Origin of the sequence: Bordetella genomosp. 1, from assembly GCF_002261335.1 — a bacterium.
Taxonomy (GTDB): domain Bacteria; phylum Pseudomonadota; class Gammaproteobacteria; order Burkholderiales; family Burkholderiaceae_B; genus Bordetella.
This window is the reverse complement of sequence record NZ_NEVL01000004.1, coordinates 777287-794917: the sequence shown is the minus strand read 5'-3', so window position 1 is coordinate 794917 and position 17631 is coordinate 777287. Positions and strand designations below refer to the sequence as shown.

10 protein-coding genes and 1 tRNA gene are annotated in these 17631 nt (G+C 62.4%); 10 read left to right on the top strand and 1 reads right to left on the bottom strand.

Annotation, left to right across the window (positions count from 1 at the left end; all coding sequences use genetic code 11):
• The first annotated feature begins 29 nt into the window (after positions 1-29).
• From folP to CEG14_RS20575, 3 genes are all read left to right on the top strand, one after another.
• Entirely contained in the window at positions 30-872 is an 843-nt protein-coding gene (gene folP / locus CEG14_RS20585; RefSeq protein WP_094828232.1) for a dihydropteroate synthase, read from the top strand.
• On the top strand, positions 869-2215 hold the full coding sequence (gene glmM, locus CEG14_RS20580; protein WP_094828231.1) for a phosphoglucosamine mutase: 1347 nt from the start codon (positions 869-871) through the stop codon (positions 2213-2215). The genes folP and glmM overlap by 4 nt, the downstream gene beginning before the upstream one ends.
• Before the next feature lie 243 nt (positions 2216-2458).
• Entirely contained in the window at positions 2459-3274 is an 816-nt protein-coding gene (locus tag CEG14_RS20575) for a GNAT family N-acetyltransferase (protein ID WP_094828230.1), read from the top strand.
• Positions 3275-3339: 65 nt separating this feature from the next.
• On the opposite strand, the gene ppx is transcribed toward CEG14_RS20575, so the two are convergent.
• On the bottom strand, positions 3340-4821 hold the full coding sequence (ppx, locus tag CEG14_RS20570; protein WP_094828229.1) for an exopolyphosphatase: 1482 nt from the start codon (positions 4819-4821) through the stop codon (positions 3340-3342).
• Between the two features lie 254 nt (positions 4822-5075).
• Here ppx and ppk1 point away from each other — a divergent pair, with 254 nt between their 5' ends.
• The 7 genes from ppk1 (at position 5076) to CEG14_RS20535 (ending at position 16583) form a co-directional block, all read left to right on the top strand.
• The gene (gene ppk1, locus CEG14_RS20565; RefSeq protein ID WP_094828228.1) at positions 5076-7151 is read left to right on the top strand and encodes a polyphosphate kinase 1; all 2076 of its coding nucleotides are present in this window, start codon (positions 5076-5078) and stop codon (positions 7149-7151) included.
• A 257-nt stretch (positions 7152-7408) separates the two neighbouring features.
• The gene (gene pstS / locus CEG14_RS20560) at positions 7409-8455 is read left to right on the top strand and encodes a phosphate ABC transporter substrate-binding protein PstS (protein ID WP_094828227.1); all 1047 of its coding nucleotides are present in this window, start codon (positions 7409-7411) and stop codon (positions 8453-8455) included.
• Positions 8456-8603: 148 nt separating this feature from the next.
• Entirely contained in the window at positions 8604-9617 is a 1014-nt protein-coding gene (pstC, locus tag CEG14_RS20555; RefSeq protein WP_094828226.1) for a phosphate ABC transporter permease subunit PstC, read from the top strand.
• A gap of 26 nt (positions 9618-9643) precedes the next feature.
• The gene (gene pstA / locus CEG14_RS20550; RefSeq protein WP_094828225.1) at positions 9644-10498 is read left to right on the top strand and encodes a phosphate ABC transporter permease PstA; all 855 of its coding nucleotides are present in this window, start codon (positions 9644-9646) and stop codon (positions 10496-10498) included.
• A 57-nt stretch (positions 10499-10555) separates the two neighbouring features.
• Positions 10556-11332, top strand: coding sequence for a phosphate ABC transporter ATP-binding protein PstB (gene pstB, locus CEG14_RS20545; protein WP_094828224.1), 777 nt, complete (start codon positions 10556-10558; stop codon positions 11330-11332).
• Positions 11333-11375: 43 nt separating this feature from the next.
• Positions 11376-11452, top strand: a tRNA-Pro gene (locus CEG14_RS20540).
• 2200 nt (positions 11453-13652) lie between these two features.
• The gene (locus CEG14_RS20535) at positions 13653-16583 is read left to right on the top strand and encodes a DEAD/DEAH box helicase (protein WP_094828223.1); all 2931 of its coding nucleotides are present in this window, start codon (positions 13653-13655) and stop codon (positions 16581-16583) included.
• Positions 16584-17631 lie beyond the last annotated feature (1048 nt).

The window sequence follows — 17631 nt, the reverse complement described above, 5'->3', positions numbered from 1 at the left end:
GCCCGCGACGCGGCCCGCCTTGCTGTTCCATGGCCAGTAACCTCCTGTGCGGGCGTTTCGAGTTGGATCTCGAACGCCCGCTTGTCATGGGCATCGTCAATTGCACGCCGGACTCGTTTTCCGATGCCGGCCAGCAGCCTGATGCCGATGCCGCCATCGCCCGCGCGCGCCAGCTCGCCGGCGAGGGCGCCCACATTCTCGATCTCGGTGGCGAGTCCACCCGCCCGGGCGCCGAGCCCGTGTCGGCCGACGAGGAGCTGCGGCGCCTGCTGCCCGTGATCGAGGCCATGCGCGACTGCGGCGTGCCGCTGTCGGTCGACACCTTCAAGCCCGAGGTCATGCGCGCCGTCATCGATGCCGGCGCCGACATGATCAACGACATCTATGGCTTCCGGCAGCCCGGCGCCATCGAGGCCGTGGCGCAGTCGCGCGTCGGCCTGTGCGTCATGCACATGAAGGGCGAGCCGCGCACCATGCAGGAGGCGCCCGAGTACACCGACCTGATCGGCGAGATCGGCGTGTTCCTCGGCTCGCGCGCCCAGCGCCTGCGCGCCGCGTGGGTCGACCCGCGCCGCATCGTGCTCGATCCCGGCTTCGGTTTCGGCAAGACGCAGGCCCAGAATTTCGAACTGCTGCGCAGGCTGCCCAGCCTGCGCGCATCCGGTTATCCGCTGTTGATCGGCGTTTCACGTAAATCCATGATCGGGGCGGCAACCGGCCGCCCGGTGGAGGAACGCCTGGCGGGAAGTATTGCCGCTGCCCTGGCATCCGTGGCTCGGGGTGCCGCGATCGTGCGTGTGCACGACGTGGCGGCCACGGTCGATGCCCTGAAAGTGTGGCAAGCGGCCGAACAAGGAGGACTACCTTTATGAGTCAACGCAAGTATTTCGGCACCGATGGCGTGCGCGGCGAGGTCGGAGGCCCGGTGATCAATGCCGCCTTCGCACTGCGCCTGGGCTATGCCGCGGGCCGGGTGCTGGCCAAGCGGCACGCGGGCAGGAGCACCACCGGCCGCCCGACCGTCGTGATCGGCAAGGACACGCGCATTTCCGGCTACATGCTGGAATCGGCGCTGGAAGCAGGGCTGTCGGCCGCGGGGATCGACGTCTTGCTGGCCGGCCCGATCCCGACGCCGGGCGTGGCCTACCTCACGCGCGCGCTGCGCCTGGTGGCGGGCATCGTCATCAGCGCTTCGCACAATCCCTACCAGGACAACGGCATCAAGTTCTTCTCGGCCGAGGGCACCAAGCTGCCCGACGACGTCGAGGCGGAGATCGAGGCCGCGCTGGAAGGCGAGATCGGTTGTGTCACGTCCGAGCATCTCGGCCGCGCCCGCCGCATGTCCGACGCCCAGGGCCGCTACATCGAGTTCTGCAAGAGCACGGTGCCGCACACGCTCGACCTCGACGGCTTCCGTCTGGTCGTGGACGCCGCCAACGGCGCCGCCTATCACATCGTCGCCAACGTGTTCCGCGAGCTCGGCGCCGAGGTGCACGCCATCGGCGTGTCGCCCGACGGCTTCAACATCAACAAGGGCGTGGGCGCGCTGCATCCCGAGGCGCTGGCCGCCGAGGTCCAGGCGCGCGGCGCGCAGCTGGGCATCGCGCTCGACGGCGACGCCGACCGGCTGCAGATGGTCGACAACACCGGCCGCATCTACAACGGCGACGAGCTTCTCTATGCCATCGTGCGCGAGCGCATGCAGCGCACCAAGGTCGAGGGCGTGGTGGGCACGCTCATGACCAACTACGGTTTCGAGCGCGCCATGGAAGAGCTCGGCGTGGGCTTCGAGCGCGCCAACGTGGGCGACCGCTACGTGCTGGAGCAACTGCAGGCGCGCGGCTGGATGTTCGGCGGCGAAAGCTCCGGCCACCTGCTCTGCCTGGACTGCCACACCACCGGCGACGGCATCATCGCCGCGCTGCAGGTGCTGGCCGGCCTGCGCAAGAGCGGCCGCACGCTGGCCCAGTGGGTCGCCGAGCTGCGTCTCTACCCGCAGGTCATGATCAACGTGCCGCTCAAGCCGGGCCAGGACTGGAAGTCGCATCAAGGCCTGGCCGACGCCCGCAAGGCCGTCGAGGCAGAGCTGGCCGGCCGCGGCCGGGTGCTGATCCGGGCCTCCGGCACGGAGCCCAAGCTGCGCCTGATGGTCGAGGCCGAGGATGAGGCTTTGGCCCAATCCTGCGCACAAAAACTGGCGGATAGCCTGGCCTGATGCGGCCCGTATAACCGTCCCTGTTTAAGCCGGTCTTGCCGGCCGCAAGCCCCGGAGGCCCGCCATGCGCGGGCCTTCGGCATTCCTGGAATTGTGAAGTTGTGTGCAGGCGGCGTTTTTTTGCGCCGCAGCAATACCCTAGGGAGAACCCTCGGCGTAAACTTCATAGTCACGTAACATATCAGTCAGATTACTGACATGACGCTGCGCCACACTGGCGCCACGTCTTAGGAGTTTCGCGCAATGCTCGAACTAGTTCGTATTGATTCCAATGGCAATAGCTCGGTGAACTGGCCGGGTGCCAACCAGCGTGCGCTGGCCGTGGGTCTGGCGCGAACGGCCGAAGAGGTCGAGCAGATCCAGCGCCTGCGCTACCAGGTCTTCACCGAAGACATGGGCGCCGTGTTCCCCGATGCCCACGACGGCATCGAGCAGGATCGCTTCGACCAATGGTGCGAGCATCTGATGGTGCGCGAACTGGATACCGGCCGGGTGGTCGGCACCTACCGCATCCTGACGCCCGAAAAGGCGCTCGAGGCGGGCGGCTACTACTCGGAATCCGAATTCGATCTGTCCGGCCTGGGCGCGCTGCGCGACCAGGTCGTCGAGCTCGGCCGCTCCTGCACCCATGCCGACTACCGCGGTGGCGCCGTAATCATGCTGCTGTGGTCCGGCATCGCCGAATACCTGCGCCGCCATGGTTACCGCTACGCCCTGGGTTGCGCCAGCGTCAGCCTGCGCGACGACGGCGTGACCGCCGCCGAGGTGTGGCGCACCGTGGCGCGCCAGCTGCCCGCCGCCGGCCAGCCGCGGGTCACGCCGCTGCACCGCTATCCGGTCGAGAAGCTCGACAGCACGCTGCCGGCCCGCGTGCCGCCGCTGATCAAGGGCTATCTGAAGCTGGGCGCCACCATCTGTGGCGAACCGGCCTGGGATCCCGACTTCAACGCAGCCGATTTCCCCGTGCTCATGGACATGGAAGCCATGGATGAGCGCTACCGCCGGCACTTCGGCCTCGACGAGCCCGCCGCGCCGGCGCTGGCCACCGGGACCCGCTGATCATGCGCCGGTTACTGCGCCGAATGAAAGTTCGTTTCGTGCGGCGCGTAACCCGGCAATTTCGCCTAGAGCTCAAGCAGCTCGAACGAGAAACCGACCTTGCTCCATTCTGACTCTTCGCCCCGCAGGGTGAAGTCGGAGAGCGGGTGGCTGTCGAGCCAGGCGCGCTCGGCCTGGACCACGATCGACGTGCCCTTGACCGACACCTTGATCGGCAGCGGCGAGACGTCTTCGCGACGGCGCAACAGCAGCGCGGCCAGCCGCAGGCACAGGATCGCAATCCACTTTTCGCGGCTGCGCACCTCGACCTTGCCCAGCTTGCCCTGATGCGTCATGGCGAGCAGCGCCATCAGCTGCTGCTCGGCGCGCGAGAAGCCCGGCATGTCGGCGTTTTCGAGCACGTAGGCCGTGTGCTTGTGATAAGCGTTGTGCGCGATCGACAGGCCGACCTCGTGCAGGTCCGCCGTCCAGCCGATCGCGTTGCGCAGCTCGGTGCGCTCGGCGGCGTCGGGCATGAGCTCGTCGAACAGCGCCAGCGCCGTCTGGCGCACGCGGCGCGCCTGGTTGGCGTCGACGTGATAGCGCTTCATGAACTGGCGCACCGACTCGATGCGCTTGTCGTGTTCGTCGTCGCGGCCCAGCAGGTCGTAGAGCACGCCCAGGCGCAGCGCGCCGTCACCGGTGTGCATCGTGTCGATGTTGAGCTCGTCGAACAGCGCGCTCATGATGGCCAGGCCGCCGGGCAGCACGTCGGCGCGCTCCAGCTTGATGCCGGGCAGCTCGCTCGGCACGACGCGGCCCGAACGGATGATGCGCTCCTTGAGCTTGGCCAGCCCCGCGCGGGTGATGCCGCGATCGGAGAAGCCGCATTCGGTCAGGATGGCGTACAGCGCCTTGGCCGTGCCGGAGGAGCCGTAGGCTTCCTTCCAGCCCATCTTGCGGTATTGCTTGGCGATCACCTCGATCTCGCGGCGCGCCGCGAGCTCGGCCAGCTTCATCTGGTAGGCATCGACCACGCCGTCGCCGAAGAACTGGCGGCTGTAGCTGACGCAACCCATGTAGAGCGAGGACATCAGGCCGGGGTCGAAGCCCTTGCCGATGATGACTTCCGTCGAGCCGCCGCCGATGTCGATCACCAGGCGCTTGTTGGGCGAGGGCGGCAGGCTGTGCGCCACGCCCGAGAAGATCAGGCGGGCCTCTTCGCGGCCCGCGATCACCTCGATCGGGAAGCCCAGCGCGGCTTCGGCGCGCGGCAGGAATTCGGGGGTGTTGCGCGCCACGCGGAACGTGTTGGTGGCGACGGCGCGCACGCGATTCGGATGAAAGCTGCGCAGCCGTTCGCCGAAGCGTTCGAGCACCGACACGGCGCGGTCGATGGCGTCGTCATCGAGGCGGCGGTCGCTCGACAGGCCCGCGGCCAGGCGTACGGTTTCTTTGAGACGGTCGATCTGGTAGATCTGGGCCACGCCGTTCTCGAGAACGACGCGGCCGATGGACAGGCGAAAGCTATTGGACCCGAGGTCCACGGCGGCCAGTAGATGATCCATGCGGCGAGTGAGTGATGCTTTTGGACTTGATGTGTCGGCCATTATAAGGACCCCATATGACAGCACCGGCAAACCCTGCATTTTTCATGACAGAAAAGCGTAACTGTCATATGTCCCGCTTTTGACGTACGCTTCTCGTGCAGGCATATCATGACGCAGAAGGCCCTCGCCACACAGCGCGGCGTCCGAGCGTCATAGAACCGTCACGAATTTGCAGTAAAACCCGAAGCTGCTTTTTTTTCATGGAATCCGGTATGTCCACTCGTTCGTCCACCGAGCCGCTGCTGCTCAATCGTGAACTGTCGCTGTTGAAATTCAACGAACGTGTGCTGGCCATGGCCGAGAACACCCGGACGCCATTGCTCGAGCGCCTGCGCTACGTATGTATCGTCAGCTCGAATCTGGACGAATTCTTCGAGATCCGGATTTCCAGCCTGAAGGAGCAGCAGCGCCAGAATCCCAACGTGCTCGGCGTGGACGGGCACACCGCCGCCGAGGCCTTCCATGAGGTGCAGGCCGCGGTGCACGCGCTGGTGGCGCGCCAGTACGACCTGCTCAACGACCAGATCCTGCCGCGCCTGCAGGCCGAGGGCATCGTGCTGCACCACGCCTCGGAGTGGAACGAGGCGCAGTCGGCCTGGGCGCTGGAGGTGTTCAACCGCGACGTGATGCCGCTGCTCACGCCGATCGGGCTCGACCCGGCGCACCCGTTTCCGCGCGTCTACAACAAGAGCCTGAACTTCATCGTGGCGCTGTCGGGCGCCGACGCGTTCGGCCGCCAGGCCTCGATCGCCGTCGTGCAGGCGCCGCGCGCGCTGCCGCGCCTGATCAAGATGCCGCCGGAGATCTCCGGCCATCCCGACGGCTACATCCTGCTCACCTCGCTGCTGCGCGCCTTCGTGGGCGAGCTGTTCCCCGGCCTCGAGATGCTGGGCTGCTATCAGTGGCGCGTCACCCGCAACAGCGACCTGTTCGTCGACGAGGAAGAAGTCACCAACCTGCGCCACGCGCTGCAGGGCGAACTGTCGCAGCGCAATTTCGGCGCGGCGGTGCGCCTGGAGATCGACAAGCTCACGCCGCCCGATCTCGAGGCCTACCTGCAGCGCGAGTTCTCGCTCAAGCCCGAAGACACCTACCGCGTGAACGGTCCGGTCAACCTCTCGCGCCTGATGCAGATCTGCAATACCAACACGCGGCCCGACCTGCTGTTCCCGGCCTATCACGCGCCGGTGCCGGCCCCGTTCGACCAGGTGGCCGACAAGCCGGCCGAGCTGTTTGCCGCCGTGGCCGAGCGCGACCGCCTGCTGCACCACCCGTACCAGTCGTTCCAGCCCGTGATCTCGTTCCTCACGGCCGCGGCCCTGGATCCCGACGTGATGGCGATCAAGCAGACCATCTACCGCACCGGCGAAGACTCGGAGCTGATGCAGATCCTGCTGGCCGCCGCGCGCGCCGGCAAGGAAGTGACGGTGGTGGTGGAGCTGATGGCCCGCTTCGACGAGCAGACCAACATCAACTGGGCCTCGCGCCTGGAAGAGGTGGGCGCGCACGTGGTGTACGGCGTGGTGGCGCACAAGACCCACGCCAAGATGGCCCTGGTGCTGCGCCGCGAGGGCGGCCGCCTGCGCCGCTATGCCCACCTCGGCACCGGCAACTACCACCCGCGCACCGCGCGTCTCTACACCGACTTCGGCCTGCTGACCGCCGATCCGCGCCTCTGCGAGGACATGGACAAGGTGTTCGGCCAGCTCACCGGGCTGGGCGCGCGCCGCCAGCTCAAGTCGCTGCTGCAGTCGCCGTTCTCGCTGCACGAGGGCATGGTGCACCTGATCCGCGCCGAGGTGCGCGCCGCCCGGGCGGGCAAGCGTGCCCGCATCATGGCCAAGATGAACTCGCTGCTCGAGGAGCAGGTGATCGAGGAGCTCTACAAGGCCAGCCAGGCCGGCGTGAAGATCGACCTGATCGTGCGCGGCGTGTGCGCGCTGCGCGCCGGCGTGCCGGGCCTGTCGGAAAACATCCGGGTGCGCTCCATCGTGGGCCGCTTCCTGGAGCACTCGCGGGTGTTCTACTTCTACGCCGACGGCGCCGAGACGGTGTACCTGTCGTCGGCCGACTGGATGGACCGCAACTTCTTCCGCCGCGTCGAGGTGGCGTTCCCGATCTACGACAAGGTGCTCAAGAAGCGCGTGATCGACGAGGCCTTCACGCTGGCGCTGCGCGACAACCAGCTGTCGTGGCAGCAGCAGCCCGACGGCAGCTACGTGCGCGTGCGCAGCCGCCGCGACGCGTTCGACCTGCACGACCACCTGATGCACCGGCTCGGCGCCTGACGCCGGGCAGGGCAGGGCAGACGGGGGCCGTGAGAACGGTCCCCGTTTTATTTCAGGGCCGGATCCCGCGCCCGGGCGGAAAGGCCGACGGCGTTACGTCTTCATAGGGGAAATGGGCCGAAATCGCGCTTGCCGGTTGCGCATTTATGACTGTCACTATCTCGTCATATTGAGGCTCTACCATTCGTTCCGTGCCAGACAGGCAAGCAAAGAAAGCCTGCGGGACCTCTTTAAACGAGCACAGTGAAGGAACCCTAATGTTCAACCGTGTCTTCAAGCAAGTTTCCATCGGCGTCGCCCTGAGCGCCGCTGTTTTCGCCGTGCACGCCGCCGACATCACCGGCGCCGGCGCTTCGTTCCCGTACCCGGTCTACGCCAAGTGGGCGTCCGACTACAAGGCGGCCACCAACAACGCCGTCAACTACCAGTCGATCGGCTCGGGTGGCGGTCAGCAACAGATCAAGGCCAAGACCGTCGACTTCGGCGCCTCGGATGACCCCCTCAAGGCTGAAGACCTGGAGAAGAGCGGTCTGCTGCAATTCCCGGCCGTGATCGGCGGCACCGTTGCCGTGGTCAACGTCGACGGCATCGCTCCCGGCCAGCTGAAGCTGTCGGGCAAGGTCCTCGCCGACATCTACCTCGGCAAGATCAAGAAGTGGGACGACGCCGCCATCAAGTCGCTCAACGGCGACCTGAAGCTGCCCTCGACCGACATCGTCGTGGTGCACCGCTCGGACGGCTCGGGCACGACCTTCGGCTGGACCAACTACCTGTCGAAAGTCTCGCCCGACTGGAAGTCGCAGGTCGGTGAAGGCAAGGCCGTCAAGTGGCCCACCGGCCAGGGTGGCAAGGGCAACGAAGGCGTCGCCGCCTACGTCGGCCAGCTGAAGAACTCGATCGGCTACGTCGAGTACGCCTACGCCAAGCAGAACAAGCTGGCCTGGACCCAACTGCAGAACGCCGATGGCAAGTTCGTGCAGCCGGAACAGAAGGCCTTCGCCGCCGCTGCCGCCAACGCCGACTGGAAGAGCGCGCCCGGCATGGGCGTGGTCCTGACCAACGAGCCGGGTGCCGATTCGTGGCCCGTCACCGCCGCCACCTTCATCCTGGTCCACAAGAACCAGGACAAGCCGGCGCAAGGCAAGGCCGTGCTCGAGTTCTTCGACTGGGCCTTCAAGAACGGCGCCAAGTCGGCCGAAGCGCTCGACTACGTGCCGCTGCCGGAAGCCGTGACCAAGGAAATCCGCGCCGCCTGGCAGGATGTCAAGGGCGCCGACGGCAAGCCGGTCTACACCGCGAAGTAATCGCAGCGTGAGGGTCGCCTTCGGGCGGCCTTCCCGAAACGCCGGCCGGGCGGCTCTCACGAACCTCCGGCCGGCGTGCCCTGCGGATCTTCCGCAGCGCTTCACCCCTCCGCAGCACCCCCCGCAGCAACTAAAGGAAAGCCCTTCCATGAGCGCGGTAATGGATAATAGTGTGCCGCTGCCGTCCGACCGGGCGGAGTCGACCACCGGTACGCCTTCCCCTATGAAGCCTAGCAATAATGCGCTGATGGATGCGCTTTTCAAGAATCTGACCCGCCTGTTCGCCTTCCTGGTGTTCATTCTGCTGGCGGCGATCATGATCTCCCTGATCTACGGCAGCCGCGAGTCGCTGGCCAAGTACGGCCTGTCGTTCCTGTGGATCAACGACTGGGATCCCGTCAACCAGAGCTACGGCGCCGTCGTGCCCATCATCGGCACGCTGCTGACCTCGGCCATCGCGCTGATCATCGCCGTGCCGGTGTCGTTCGGCATCGCCATCTTCCTCACCGAGCTCTCGCCGACCTGGCTGCGCCGCCCGCTGGGCACCGCCGTCGAAATGCTGGCCGCCATTCCCTCGATCATCTACGGCATGTGGGGCCTGTTCGTGTTCGTGCCGGTGTTCCAGGTGTACGTGCAGCCGTTCCTGATCGCCACGCTGGGCAGCGTGCCGGTGATCGGCGGGCTGTTCGCCGGCCCGCCCTTCGGCATCGGCATCTTCACCGCCGGCCTGATCCTGTCGATCATGATCATCCCGTTCATCGCCGCGGTGATGCGCGACGTGTTCGAGCTGGTGCCGCCGCTCCTGAAGGAATCGGCCTATGGCCTGGGCAGCACCACCTGGGAAGTGATGTGGCGCGTCGTGCTGCCGTTCACGCGTTCGGGTGTGATCGGCGGCATCATGCTGGGCCTGGGCCGCGCGCTCGGCGAAACCATGGCCGTGACTTTCGTGATCGGCAACGCCTTCCGCTACTCCGAATCGCTGTTCTCGCCGGGCAACTCGATCGCCTCGGCGCTGGCCAACGAATTCAACGAGGCCGGCGGCCTGCAGAAGTCGGCGTTGCTCGAGCTCGGCCTGATCCTGTTCCTGATCACGACCGTCGTGCTGGCGATCGCCAAGGTGATGCTGGTCCGCCTGTCGGCCAGCGAAGGCACCAAGACCTGACGCCCCACGCATAAAGAAGACGACTCATGGCTCAAACGGCTATCTCCATGTCCAACGGCGTCTACCAGCGCCGTCGCATCATCAACCGCGTGATGCTGACGATCTCGGTATCGGCGCTGCTGTTCGGCCTGTTCTGGCTGTTCTGGATCATCCTCACGCTGCTGTTCAAGGGCGCGCCCGCGCTGTCGCTCGCCCTGTTCACCGAAATCACGCCGCCGCCGGGCCAGCCCGGCGGGCTGTTGAACGCGGTGGTGGGCAGCCTGATGATGGCCGGCATCGGCACGCTGATCGGCACGCCGGTCGGGATCCTGGCCGGCACCTACCTGGCCGAGTATGGCCAGCGTGGCTGGCTCGCCCCGGCGACCCGCTTCCTCAACGACGTGCTGCTGTCGGCCCCGTCGATCATCATCGGTCTGTTCATCTACGCCGTGTACGTGGCGCAGGTGGGTCACTACTCGGGTTGGGCCGGCGCGCTGGCGCTCTCGATCCTGGTGATCCCGGTGGTGGTGCGCACCACCGACAACATGCTGCTGCTGGTGCCCAACAGCCTGCGCGAGGCCACCGCCGCGCTGGGCTGCCCCAAGTACCGCATGATCACGCTGGTCTGCTACCGCGCCGCCCGCACCGGCATCATCACCGGCGTGCTGCTGGCGGTGGCCCGCATCTCGGGCGAGACCGCGCCGCTGCTGTTCACGGCGCTGTCGAACCAGTTCATGTCCTGGAACATGAACGCGCCGATGGCCAACCTGCCGGTGGTGATCTACCAATACGCAGCCAGCCCGTTCAAAGACTGGAACAACCTGGCCTGGGCCGGTGCCACCCTGATCACGCTGCTCGTGCTCGGCATCAACATCCTCGCCCGCAACCTGTTCCGCAAGTAATTCATCGACGCCCGCCGGCGGGGGCATGCGCCCGCCGCCGGCACCAAGGAAAGTCAAATGGACAACACCCTCACTGCCGCCAAATCCAAGCTCGAGGTCAAGAACCTCAACTTCTACTACGGCAAGTTCCACGCGATCCGCAACGTGAACATGTCGATCCGCGAAAACAAGGTCACGGCCTTCATCGGCCCGTCGGGCTGCGGCAAGTCGACCCTGCTGCGCACGTTCAACCGCATGTTCGAGCTCTACCCCGGCCAGCGCGCCGAGGGCGAAATCCTGCTCGACGGCGAGAACCTGCTCACCTCGAAGACCGACATTTCGCTGATTCGCGCCAAGGTCGGCATGGTGTTCCAGAAGCCCACGCCGTTCCCGATGAGCATCTACGACAACATCGCCTTCGGCGTGCGTCTGTTCGAGCGCCTGAGCAAGGGCGAGATGGACGAGCGCGTGGAATGGGCCCTGTCGAAGGCCGCGCTCTGGAACGAAGTGAAGGACAAGCTGCACCAGAACGGCAACAGCCTGTCGGGCGGCCAGCAACAGCGCCTGTGCATCGCGCGCGGCGTGGCCATCAAGCCCGAGGTGCTGCTGCTCGACGAGCCCTGCTCGGCCCTGGACCCGATCTCGACCGCCAAGATCGAAGAGCTGATCGCCGAACTCAAGCACGAGTACACGGTGGTCATCGTGACCCACAACATGCAACAGGCGGCCCGCTGCTCCGACTACACCGCCTACATGTACCTGGGCGAGCTGATGGAATTCGGCGCCACCGACCAGATCTTCGTCAAGCCGGCCCGCAAGGAAACCGAAGACTACATCACCGGCCGCTTCGGCTGACCGCCCGGTTCCCGAGGCCGATTCTGGTATAGTTTCGGTCCTTCGGGGCGTAGCGCAGCCTGGTAGCGCATCTGCTTTGGGAGCAGAGGGTCGTGAGTTCGAATCCCACCGCCCCGACCAATAAAATCAAAGGGTTAGCTCAATGTTGTTGAGCTAACCCTTTTTGTTTGCTGGGCATATGGGACAACATATGGGACAACGAACTTGTAGTTGGCGGTGAGCAAGTTCAGGCGGCATCAAGGCAAGGATGTGCACTCGGTGGCAATAGCGCATTTCGGCACTTGCCGGGTCTCTGCTTGATTGGGGGGGGCGGGCAGCTCGCCGCACTTTAGGCTCATCAGGCCAATTGGGTGGGCTCTGGGGACTGTTGCGCTTGGGGCAGGCCAAACCCCTTCATCTTAGGCTGTGTGTGCTGGGGCAGCAAAGCGAGAGTTCCGAGCCCAGGGTCGCAGAGCATCGGCGGCACCACGCAACAGTTGAATCGTTACGACCCCTCGGCCCTTCCATCCTCGCGGCGTTATTCGTTAGCGGAGCAAATGCCGAGCTGTGCTGTGGACCGGTCTTTCGCGGTTGCACTTTTAATGCGTAGCGGCCTGTACTCTGCATGTGCTGTGTGCATTGCACTGAGACCATACTGCACACCTCAGTGTCAAATGCGCTCTGAGCTGCGCTGAGAGAAATCAAAGTCGACGGTCTGTCCGACCCGAACCGCGGAGACTCGGCCTAGTACGGGAATGAGGGGATAGGGCATCCTTTAACCTAGTACTGATACGAGGGGGGCCTTTTCGACAATGGAGGTAGGAGTTGCCAGCGCAATGTTTGAGTGGCTGCGATAGGGACACAGAGTCTTTCAGACGGCTAACAGATTATTTCGCTGAGTCGACACCGGGCTGGCCGCGGGCCGCGATCCCGCGTATGAGGCGCTGAAACTTGTCGGCAGGTCCGTAGATTTCACGCCGCCGCAACCGTCCGGCTCGTGGCGTTGCAAAATAACTCCCACCTTGAGACGCCGGCGCCGGACAGTTGCCGCCTCGGTCACGTACGTCTGGAACATCATGAACCGTTGATTGTTCCACCTTCACTGACGGTGGGCGGGGAGCGGGGCGGCTGTCCCGTTGTGGACCATCGAACAGACCCGGAGTGCTTAGCTGGCGTAGAGATCAAGTGCCGACGTCATCTGTCAAAGCCCTTTTCAAACACCTTATCAAAATCCCCTATCAAATGTTCCCAATGTGCGGGGAAGCTTGGCGCTCCGGTGGGCATCGATTCTTGCCAGGGACAAAAGGAAGGCTGCCTCGGCGGTCTCATGTTGTAGCGAGCGGAGTCGTTGGATTGTGCAATACAGGACTCTGGCCACACCCTCCGACTTGCCCACTTTCTTTTGCACGGCGCCAACCGTCTTCTAGACCCTGCAAGGCAAAAATTCGGAGATTCGACTCGCGTTTCAGAAACAGAGCGCGAGACCGCGCAGAACGCGCTCTGGGCTGCAATGACTCTAAAGTGGCTGCTACCCCGTCACCCGAGGTGTTTCGACCGCTCATGCGGGCTGTGGACGCGTCTAAGCACCATCACTGCATCTACGAGGGCGTCCCATCTGGAATTGGTCCGGCCTGTTGTGGCTTATCAGGTCAGACAGCGGCGCAGACGCTGTTGACACTGGCGTAGCCAGTAAAAGATTTGGGATTGGGAATGGGATTGGGATTGGTAGCTTTGCATCCGGTTTGCACTGGGTTCGAAAGTAAAACCTGGCCATAACCTGCTGGGTTTCCGCTACAGGCCCCCAGTTTCCCTCGCTTCGTGGGTATTTCTCCTATGAGGATGGCCATGGATGCTGTGTCAGCGGCGCTCATGGACCTCAAGATCTGAGCAACTGTGCTGGGGCACAGCGCGCTCCTTTACGCCGTGATTCAGAACCAAATTGGTCGAGTGCCGCTATAGGTTTTGATGTGGGAACCGGCGGTTAACCAAGTAGGAACCCAGCAGGATCCCAACGGGTTTCCTGTTACGAACGATGTTGCGTTGCGCTGCGGATTCTCAGTTCATATCCGGCGGTGATTGCTATCATCAGGCGTACCGATAGGGCTGTGTTTGTGGAGAAAAGCGTATGGACTTGGGTACTACGGTGATGCTCGGAGTACTTGTAGCTGTTATCGCATTCGGCCTTTGGGTCGCGAATAACATCGCTCGTTCCGAAGGGCGCAACAAAGAAGACCATCAGACCTGAAGCGGCAATAATTCGGAGTAGGTCTCAAAAATTAGGCTGGCTTGTTATGTTCTTTGAAGTAACAATTGGTCATCCAGTTCATTCCGGGAGGGGGACGTGGCCGATTTCTTCATTGAACATAGCCACATGCTGGCTTTGAAACCCATTAGCAGTCCGAACTCGGGTTTTAGGCCAGGCCAGTTGGGCGCTCTTCATTCTGTGGCGGCCCACTTTTCGGTCTACGACGAGCCGGCCATAGTGTCTTTGCCGACTGGATATGGGAAGACTGCCGTGATCATGGCGCTTCCTTTTTTGTTGGGCTCAAACCGTGTGCTGGTGGTGGAACCCACGGATGTGCTGAGACGACAGACCTCGGCCCACTTCGGTGAACTGTCGACGCTACGCAAGCTCAAGGTCTTACCGGCGGAGGCAGGAAATCCTCATGTACATCCACAGAAGGGCAGGCCATTGAGCGCCGATGAATGGCTTGCCTTTAAAACTTTCGATGTGGTCGTGTCCACGCCAGCGAGCACCTCGCCGGTCCTGGAGCCCGTAAGTCCCGCAGATCTATTCGATTTGATTATCTTTGACGAGGCGCACCATGCTCCAGCAGACACTTGGAGTGCGTATCTCGGTCACTACTCCCGCGCCAAGTTTGTCTTCTTGACGGCTACTCCATTCAGGCGCGATAAAAAGGCAATTCCGGGTCGTCTGGCATATAGCTATCCAGTTTCCAAGGCGTCTCGCGAACAAGCGTTTGGGAGCGTCTCCTTTCGTCCAGCGCCTGTGCATAACGATCACGATGAGGACGAGGTGGATCTTGCCATCGCACGGGTGGCGATTGCACAGTTGCGGGAAGATCAGGCGCAAGGATTCGACCATCGACTGTTTGCGCGAGCATCCTCGATATCCGCTGCTAGGAAGCTGACGGGGATTTACGCCGGGCTGGGGGCGAGGGTAGAAGCGATCGACAGCGGAATTTCCAAACGGAGGCAGGAGCAACTGGAGGTCTCCTTGCTCCAGGGGGAGCTGGAGGGAATAGTCTGCGTTGACATGTTCGGGGAGGGCTATGACTTTCCAAAGCTGAAGATCGCAGCACTCCATGCGCCGCACCGCTCCCTGGTTCCAACGATACAGTTCATAGGGCGGTTCGCGCGAACAAACGATGAACGCACGGGAAACGCTACTTTGGTGTCGACTGTGAGTCGTCTGCAGGATGCCACTGCACGGCTCTTTCAAGAGGGAGTGGACATCGCTTCCCTTATCGACGAAGAGGCGAGGCGACAGCTCGCCGAAGGGGCTGCCGATGAATCGATCTTGGAGATCTTGAAGCCGAAGAGCCAGACAGTCTCTGACTACGATGCCGTGTCGCCAATGTCGTTTGAGCTATATGCCCATGCTCGAATCTTTCAGTGCGACGAGGCCCCGGACTTCACTTTGTTTGAGGCATTGATAGGGCGACGGCTTCACTTGGCTAAGCAGTGGATCTCGGATGATGGATTGATCACACTGCTTTTGACCGTCGACAATGAGCCGCCGAACTGGGCGACTGCTGACGTACTTGTAAATGTACGACACGACGTTTTCCTGCTGGCCTACAACGCTGCTACGCGATTGTGCTTCATTGGCTCCACTCGTAGAACAGATCGCTTATATATCGCACTAATGCAGGTCGTGGCCAAGGATCACCATAGGCCTTTGAGCTTCGAGGAGACCATCCGTGCGCGCGCCGGCCTCACGGATATGCGCTTCTACGCTGTTGGCTTGCGTAACACGGCCGTAAATTCGCAAGCAGAATCCTATCGCATGCTAACTGGACCTCGTGCTGAGCGAGCGGTCACGCCGGGCGATGGGCGCGCCTACGTACAAGGACATTACTTTGGGAGTGGATTGGAAGATGGCGAGCGTGAAACCATCGGAGCAAGCAGTAACTCGCGTATATGGAGCAATCAACGTCTCTCCGTATCGCAATACCTCGAGTGGATATCGAAGCTGAACAATCGCCTGAATGGCGACGAAACGCTAGCAGAGTCTCAGCTAGATCTCGTCCAGCATTCGCGGACGTTGCGGCGAATCCCAGATGTTGTTATTGGTGGAAGTTGGTCGCGCAATGCCTACAAGCAGGCGCATCGGTTGAGATATCGACGTGTTGGGCTGCAGCAGTGGCTCTATCGCCAAATCACTGATCTAGAGCTCTCGTCATTCGCCTCAGGACCTGATGGCCTGGATTTCGAAATCGTCTCGGACTCAGATGCGGTGCCCTACCGCATGTCTTTAGCCGGGGGCGCATTGTTTCGACAGCACGGCGCTGGTTGGGAAGTCGAAATATCTAGCACGCACGATGACTGGTTGGATTTTGACCAGTGGCTTTCTATGCACCCTCCAATCTTTTACGCAGCCGACAAGTCATCGTTCGAAGGGATGAACTGCTACCCGCCTCCGAAGCTGGCCAGCAATCGGCTTCTTGATGAGGACGTCGAGAACCCTGGGTGGGATGGCTGTGAGATCGGTAGAGAGTTTGACGCCGATAATCCCGAACGAATGACTGTCCACAGACATTTGGAATTGTGGATCAGGGCGAAGGAAAATCTCGAGGTCCTCGTTTATGACCACAGGACTGGGGAGGCCGCCGACTACATCGCGGTCACACGAGAAGAAGACGACAGAGTCCTCGTGAGTCTGTATCACTGCAAGGGAGCTGGGGGCGAACCAAATGGTGCCCGTGTTGACGACGTCTACGAAGTCACCTGCCAGCTACTAAAGTCAGTTGTTTATTGCGAATCCCGTGTGTTGGTCGAGCATGTGGAGCATCGGATAAATGAAAGGCGGCATAGGCGTCCGTCAGTCTTCAAGGTCGGCAATCTTGCAATGTTGCAAGAGATCTTGCTGAACCGGAGCGCGGACAAAGTTAGTTTCGCCATCTATGGCGTGCAGCCGGGGATTTCGAAAGGACAGATTGATGCCCACCTCGCTGATCTTATGGCCTTCAGTATTGACTACGTGAAAAGAGGGGGCGCGGCCGTTGGGAAGTGGTTGGTGAATGCATAGCCGAGACTTCCATCAGGTGGGGCCGCCTTTGTCACGGGAGACTTAAGGGCGTGGGCGCAACACTGAAGTGGTTTCTGAACAAACTTGGACAACTGCTCGCAACGCGTCGAAGGTGGCCCAGATGCAACAAATGTACTGGGATAGCTTTGCCGTGCTTCGCGGTGCCGATGACCGGGCGGACCAGCGGCTCTCCGCTTCGCACACTGAATAAAACCTGTCGAGGAGTGCGGCGGCTGGTCCAGGTTCGGCTCTGTGGGCGATCTTATTCCGTACCGTATTGAGTTGCTCCGCAGCAACCCAGCATGCGCCCTCATTAAAGTGTCCGGCGACTGCTCTTGCCAGGCACAAGGCATTAGAGAATGTGAGCTTCGCTTCGTCAAAGTAGCGAGGATTGGCGACTGACGAACGGGTAATGGATCGCAGTTGCTCCTCGACCAGGAGGTGCCCTTTCAGTATTACTGTGAGTTCGTCCGCTGTTGTAGGAACGAGCCGAAAAAATCGTTCGTCATTTTCTGCAAAATCGGCTTTATGGTCGGCAGGACTTTTCACGGGGGGCGCTCGCATGAGATATAGGGGCGCGACGAGGTTAGCGCGCAGTAGAGGGGAGGAGCAATCTCGGCTTTGGCAGGGACTACCTTATCTCTTGCCAGGCGGAATTCACCAGCCCGAACTTTCACCTGATGTCGGTGGCCTCGGCTCCGAGCGAGGTACGGTCGTACCTGGGAAAGTTGCGTACCGTACATTCCTTCATGTAGGTACGGTACGGAGGGATCACAGCTTGCGATGGCAACAGTCCGCGTATGTAGTTGATTTTCTGTGAGAATTTCGGAACTTCAGGGGTGAGCGCAAGTAAAACTGGCCTCGATCCGCTGTCTGGTGACTTGCTTCATTCCCCGCGTGGCCTATCGCAGGCGTTCTGCCTGTGGAGGTTTGATTTTGTGTCTCAACTTCAAACGGGGCCGCTATTTGTTCGGCATGGAGCCCTTGCTCGTGGCAGGCGATCTGAGCTTGTCCGGCACACGGCTGGCGTGATCTGGTATCGGCCATG

Bases quoted from the DNA above. Each gene is read 5' to 3' on its own strand.
- ppk1 (WP_094828228.1), top strand. From the start codon at position 5,076: ATGTCCACTCGTTCGTCCACCGAGCCGCTGCTGCTCAATCGTGAACTG.
- pstB (WP_094828224.1), top strand. From the start codon at position 10,556: ATGGACAACACCCTCACTGCCGCCAAATCCAAGCTCGAGGTCAAGAAC.
- pstC (WP_094828226.1), top strand. From the start codon at position 8,604: ATGAGCGCGGTAATGGATAATAGTGTGCCGCTGCCGTCCGACCGGGCG.
- folP (WP_094828232.1), top strand. From the start codon at position 30: ATGGCCAGTAACCTCCTGTGCGGGCGTTTCGAGTTGGATCTCGAACGC.
- pstA (WP_094828225.1), top strand. From the start codon at position 9,644: ATGGCTCAAACGGCTATCTCCATGTCCAACGGCGTCTACCAGCGCCGT.
- CEG14_RS20575 (WP_094828230.1), top strand. From the start codon at position 2,459: ATGCTCGAACTAGTTCGTATTGATTCCAATGGCAATAGCTCGGTGAAC.
- pstS (WP_094828227.1), top strand. From the start codon at position 7,409: ATGTTCAACCGTGTCTTCAAGCAAGTTTCCATCGGCGTCGCCCTGAGC.
- ppx (WP_094828229.1), bottom strand. From the start codon at position 4,821: ATGGATCATCTACTGGCCGCCGTGGACCTCGGGTCCAATAGCTTTCGC.
- glmM (WP_094828231.1), top strand. From the start codon at position 869: ATGAGTCAACGCAAGTATTTCGGCACCGATGGCGTGCGCGGCGAGGTC.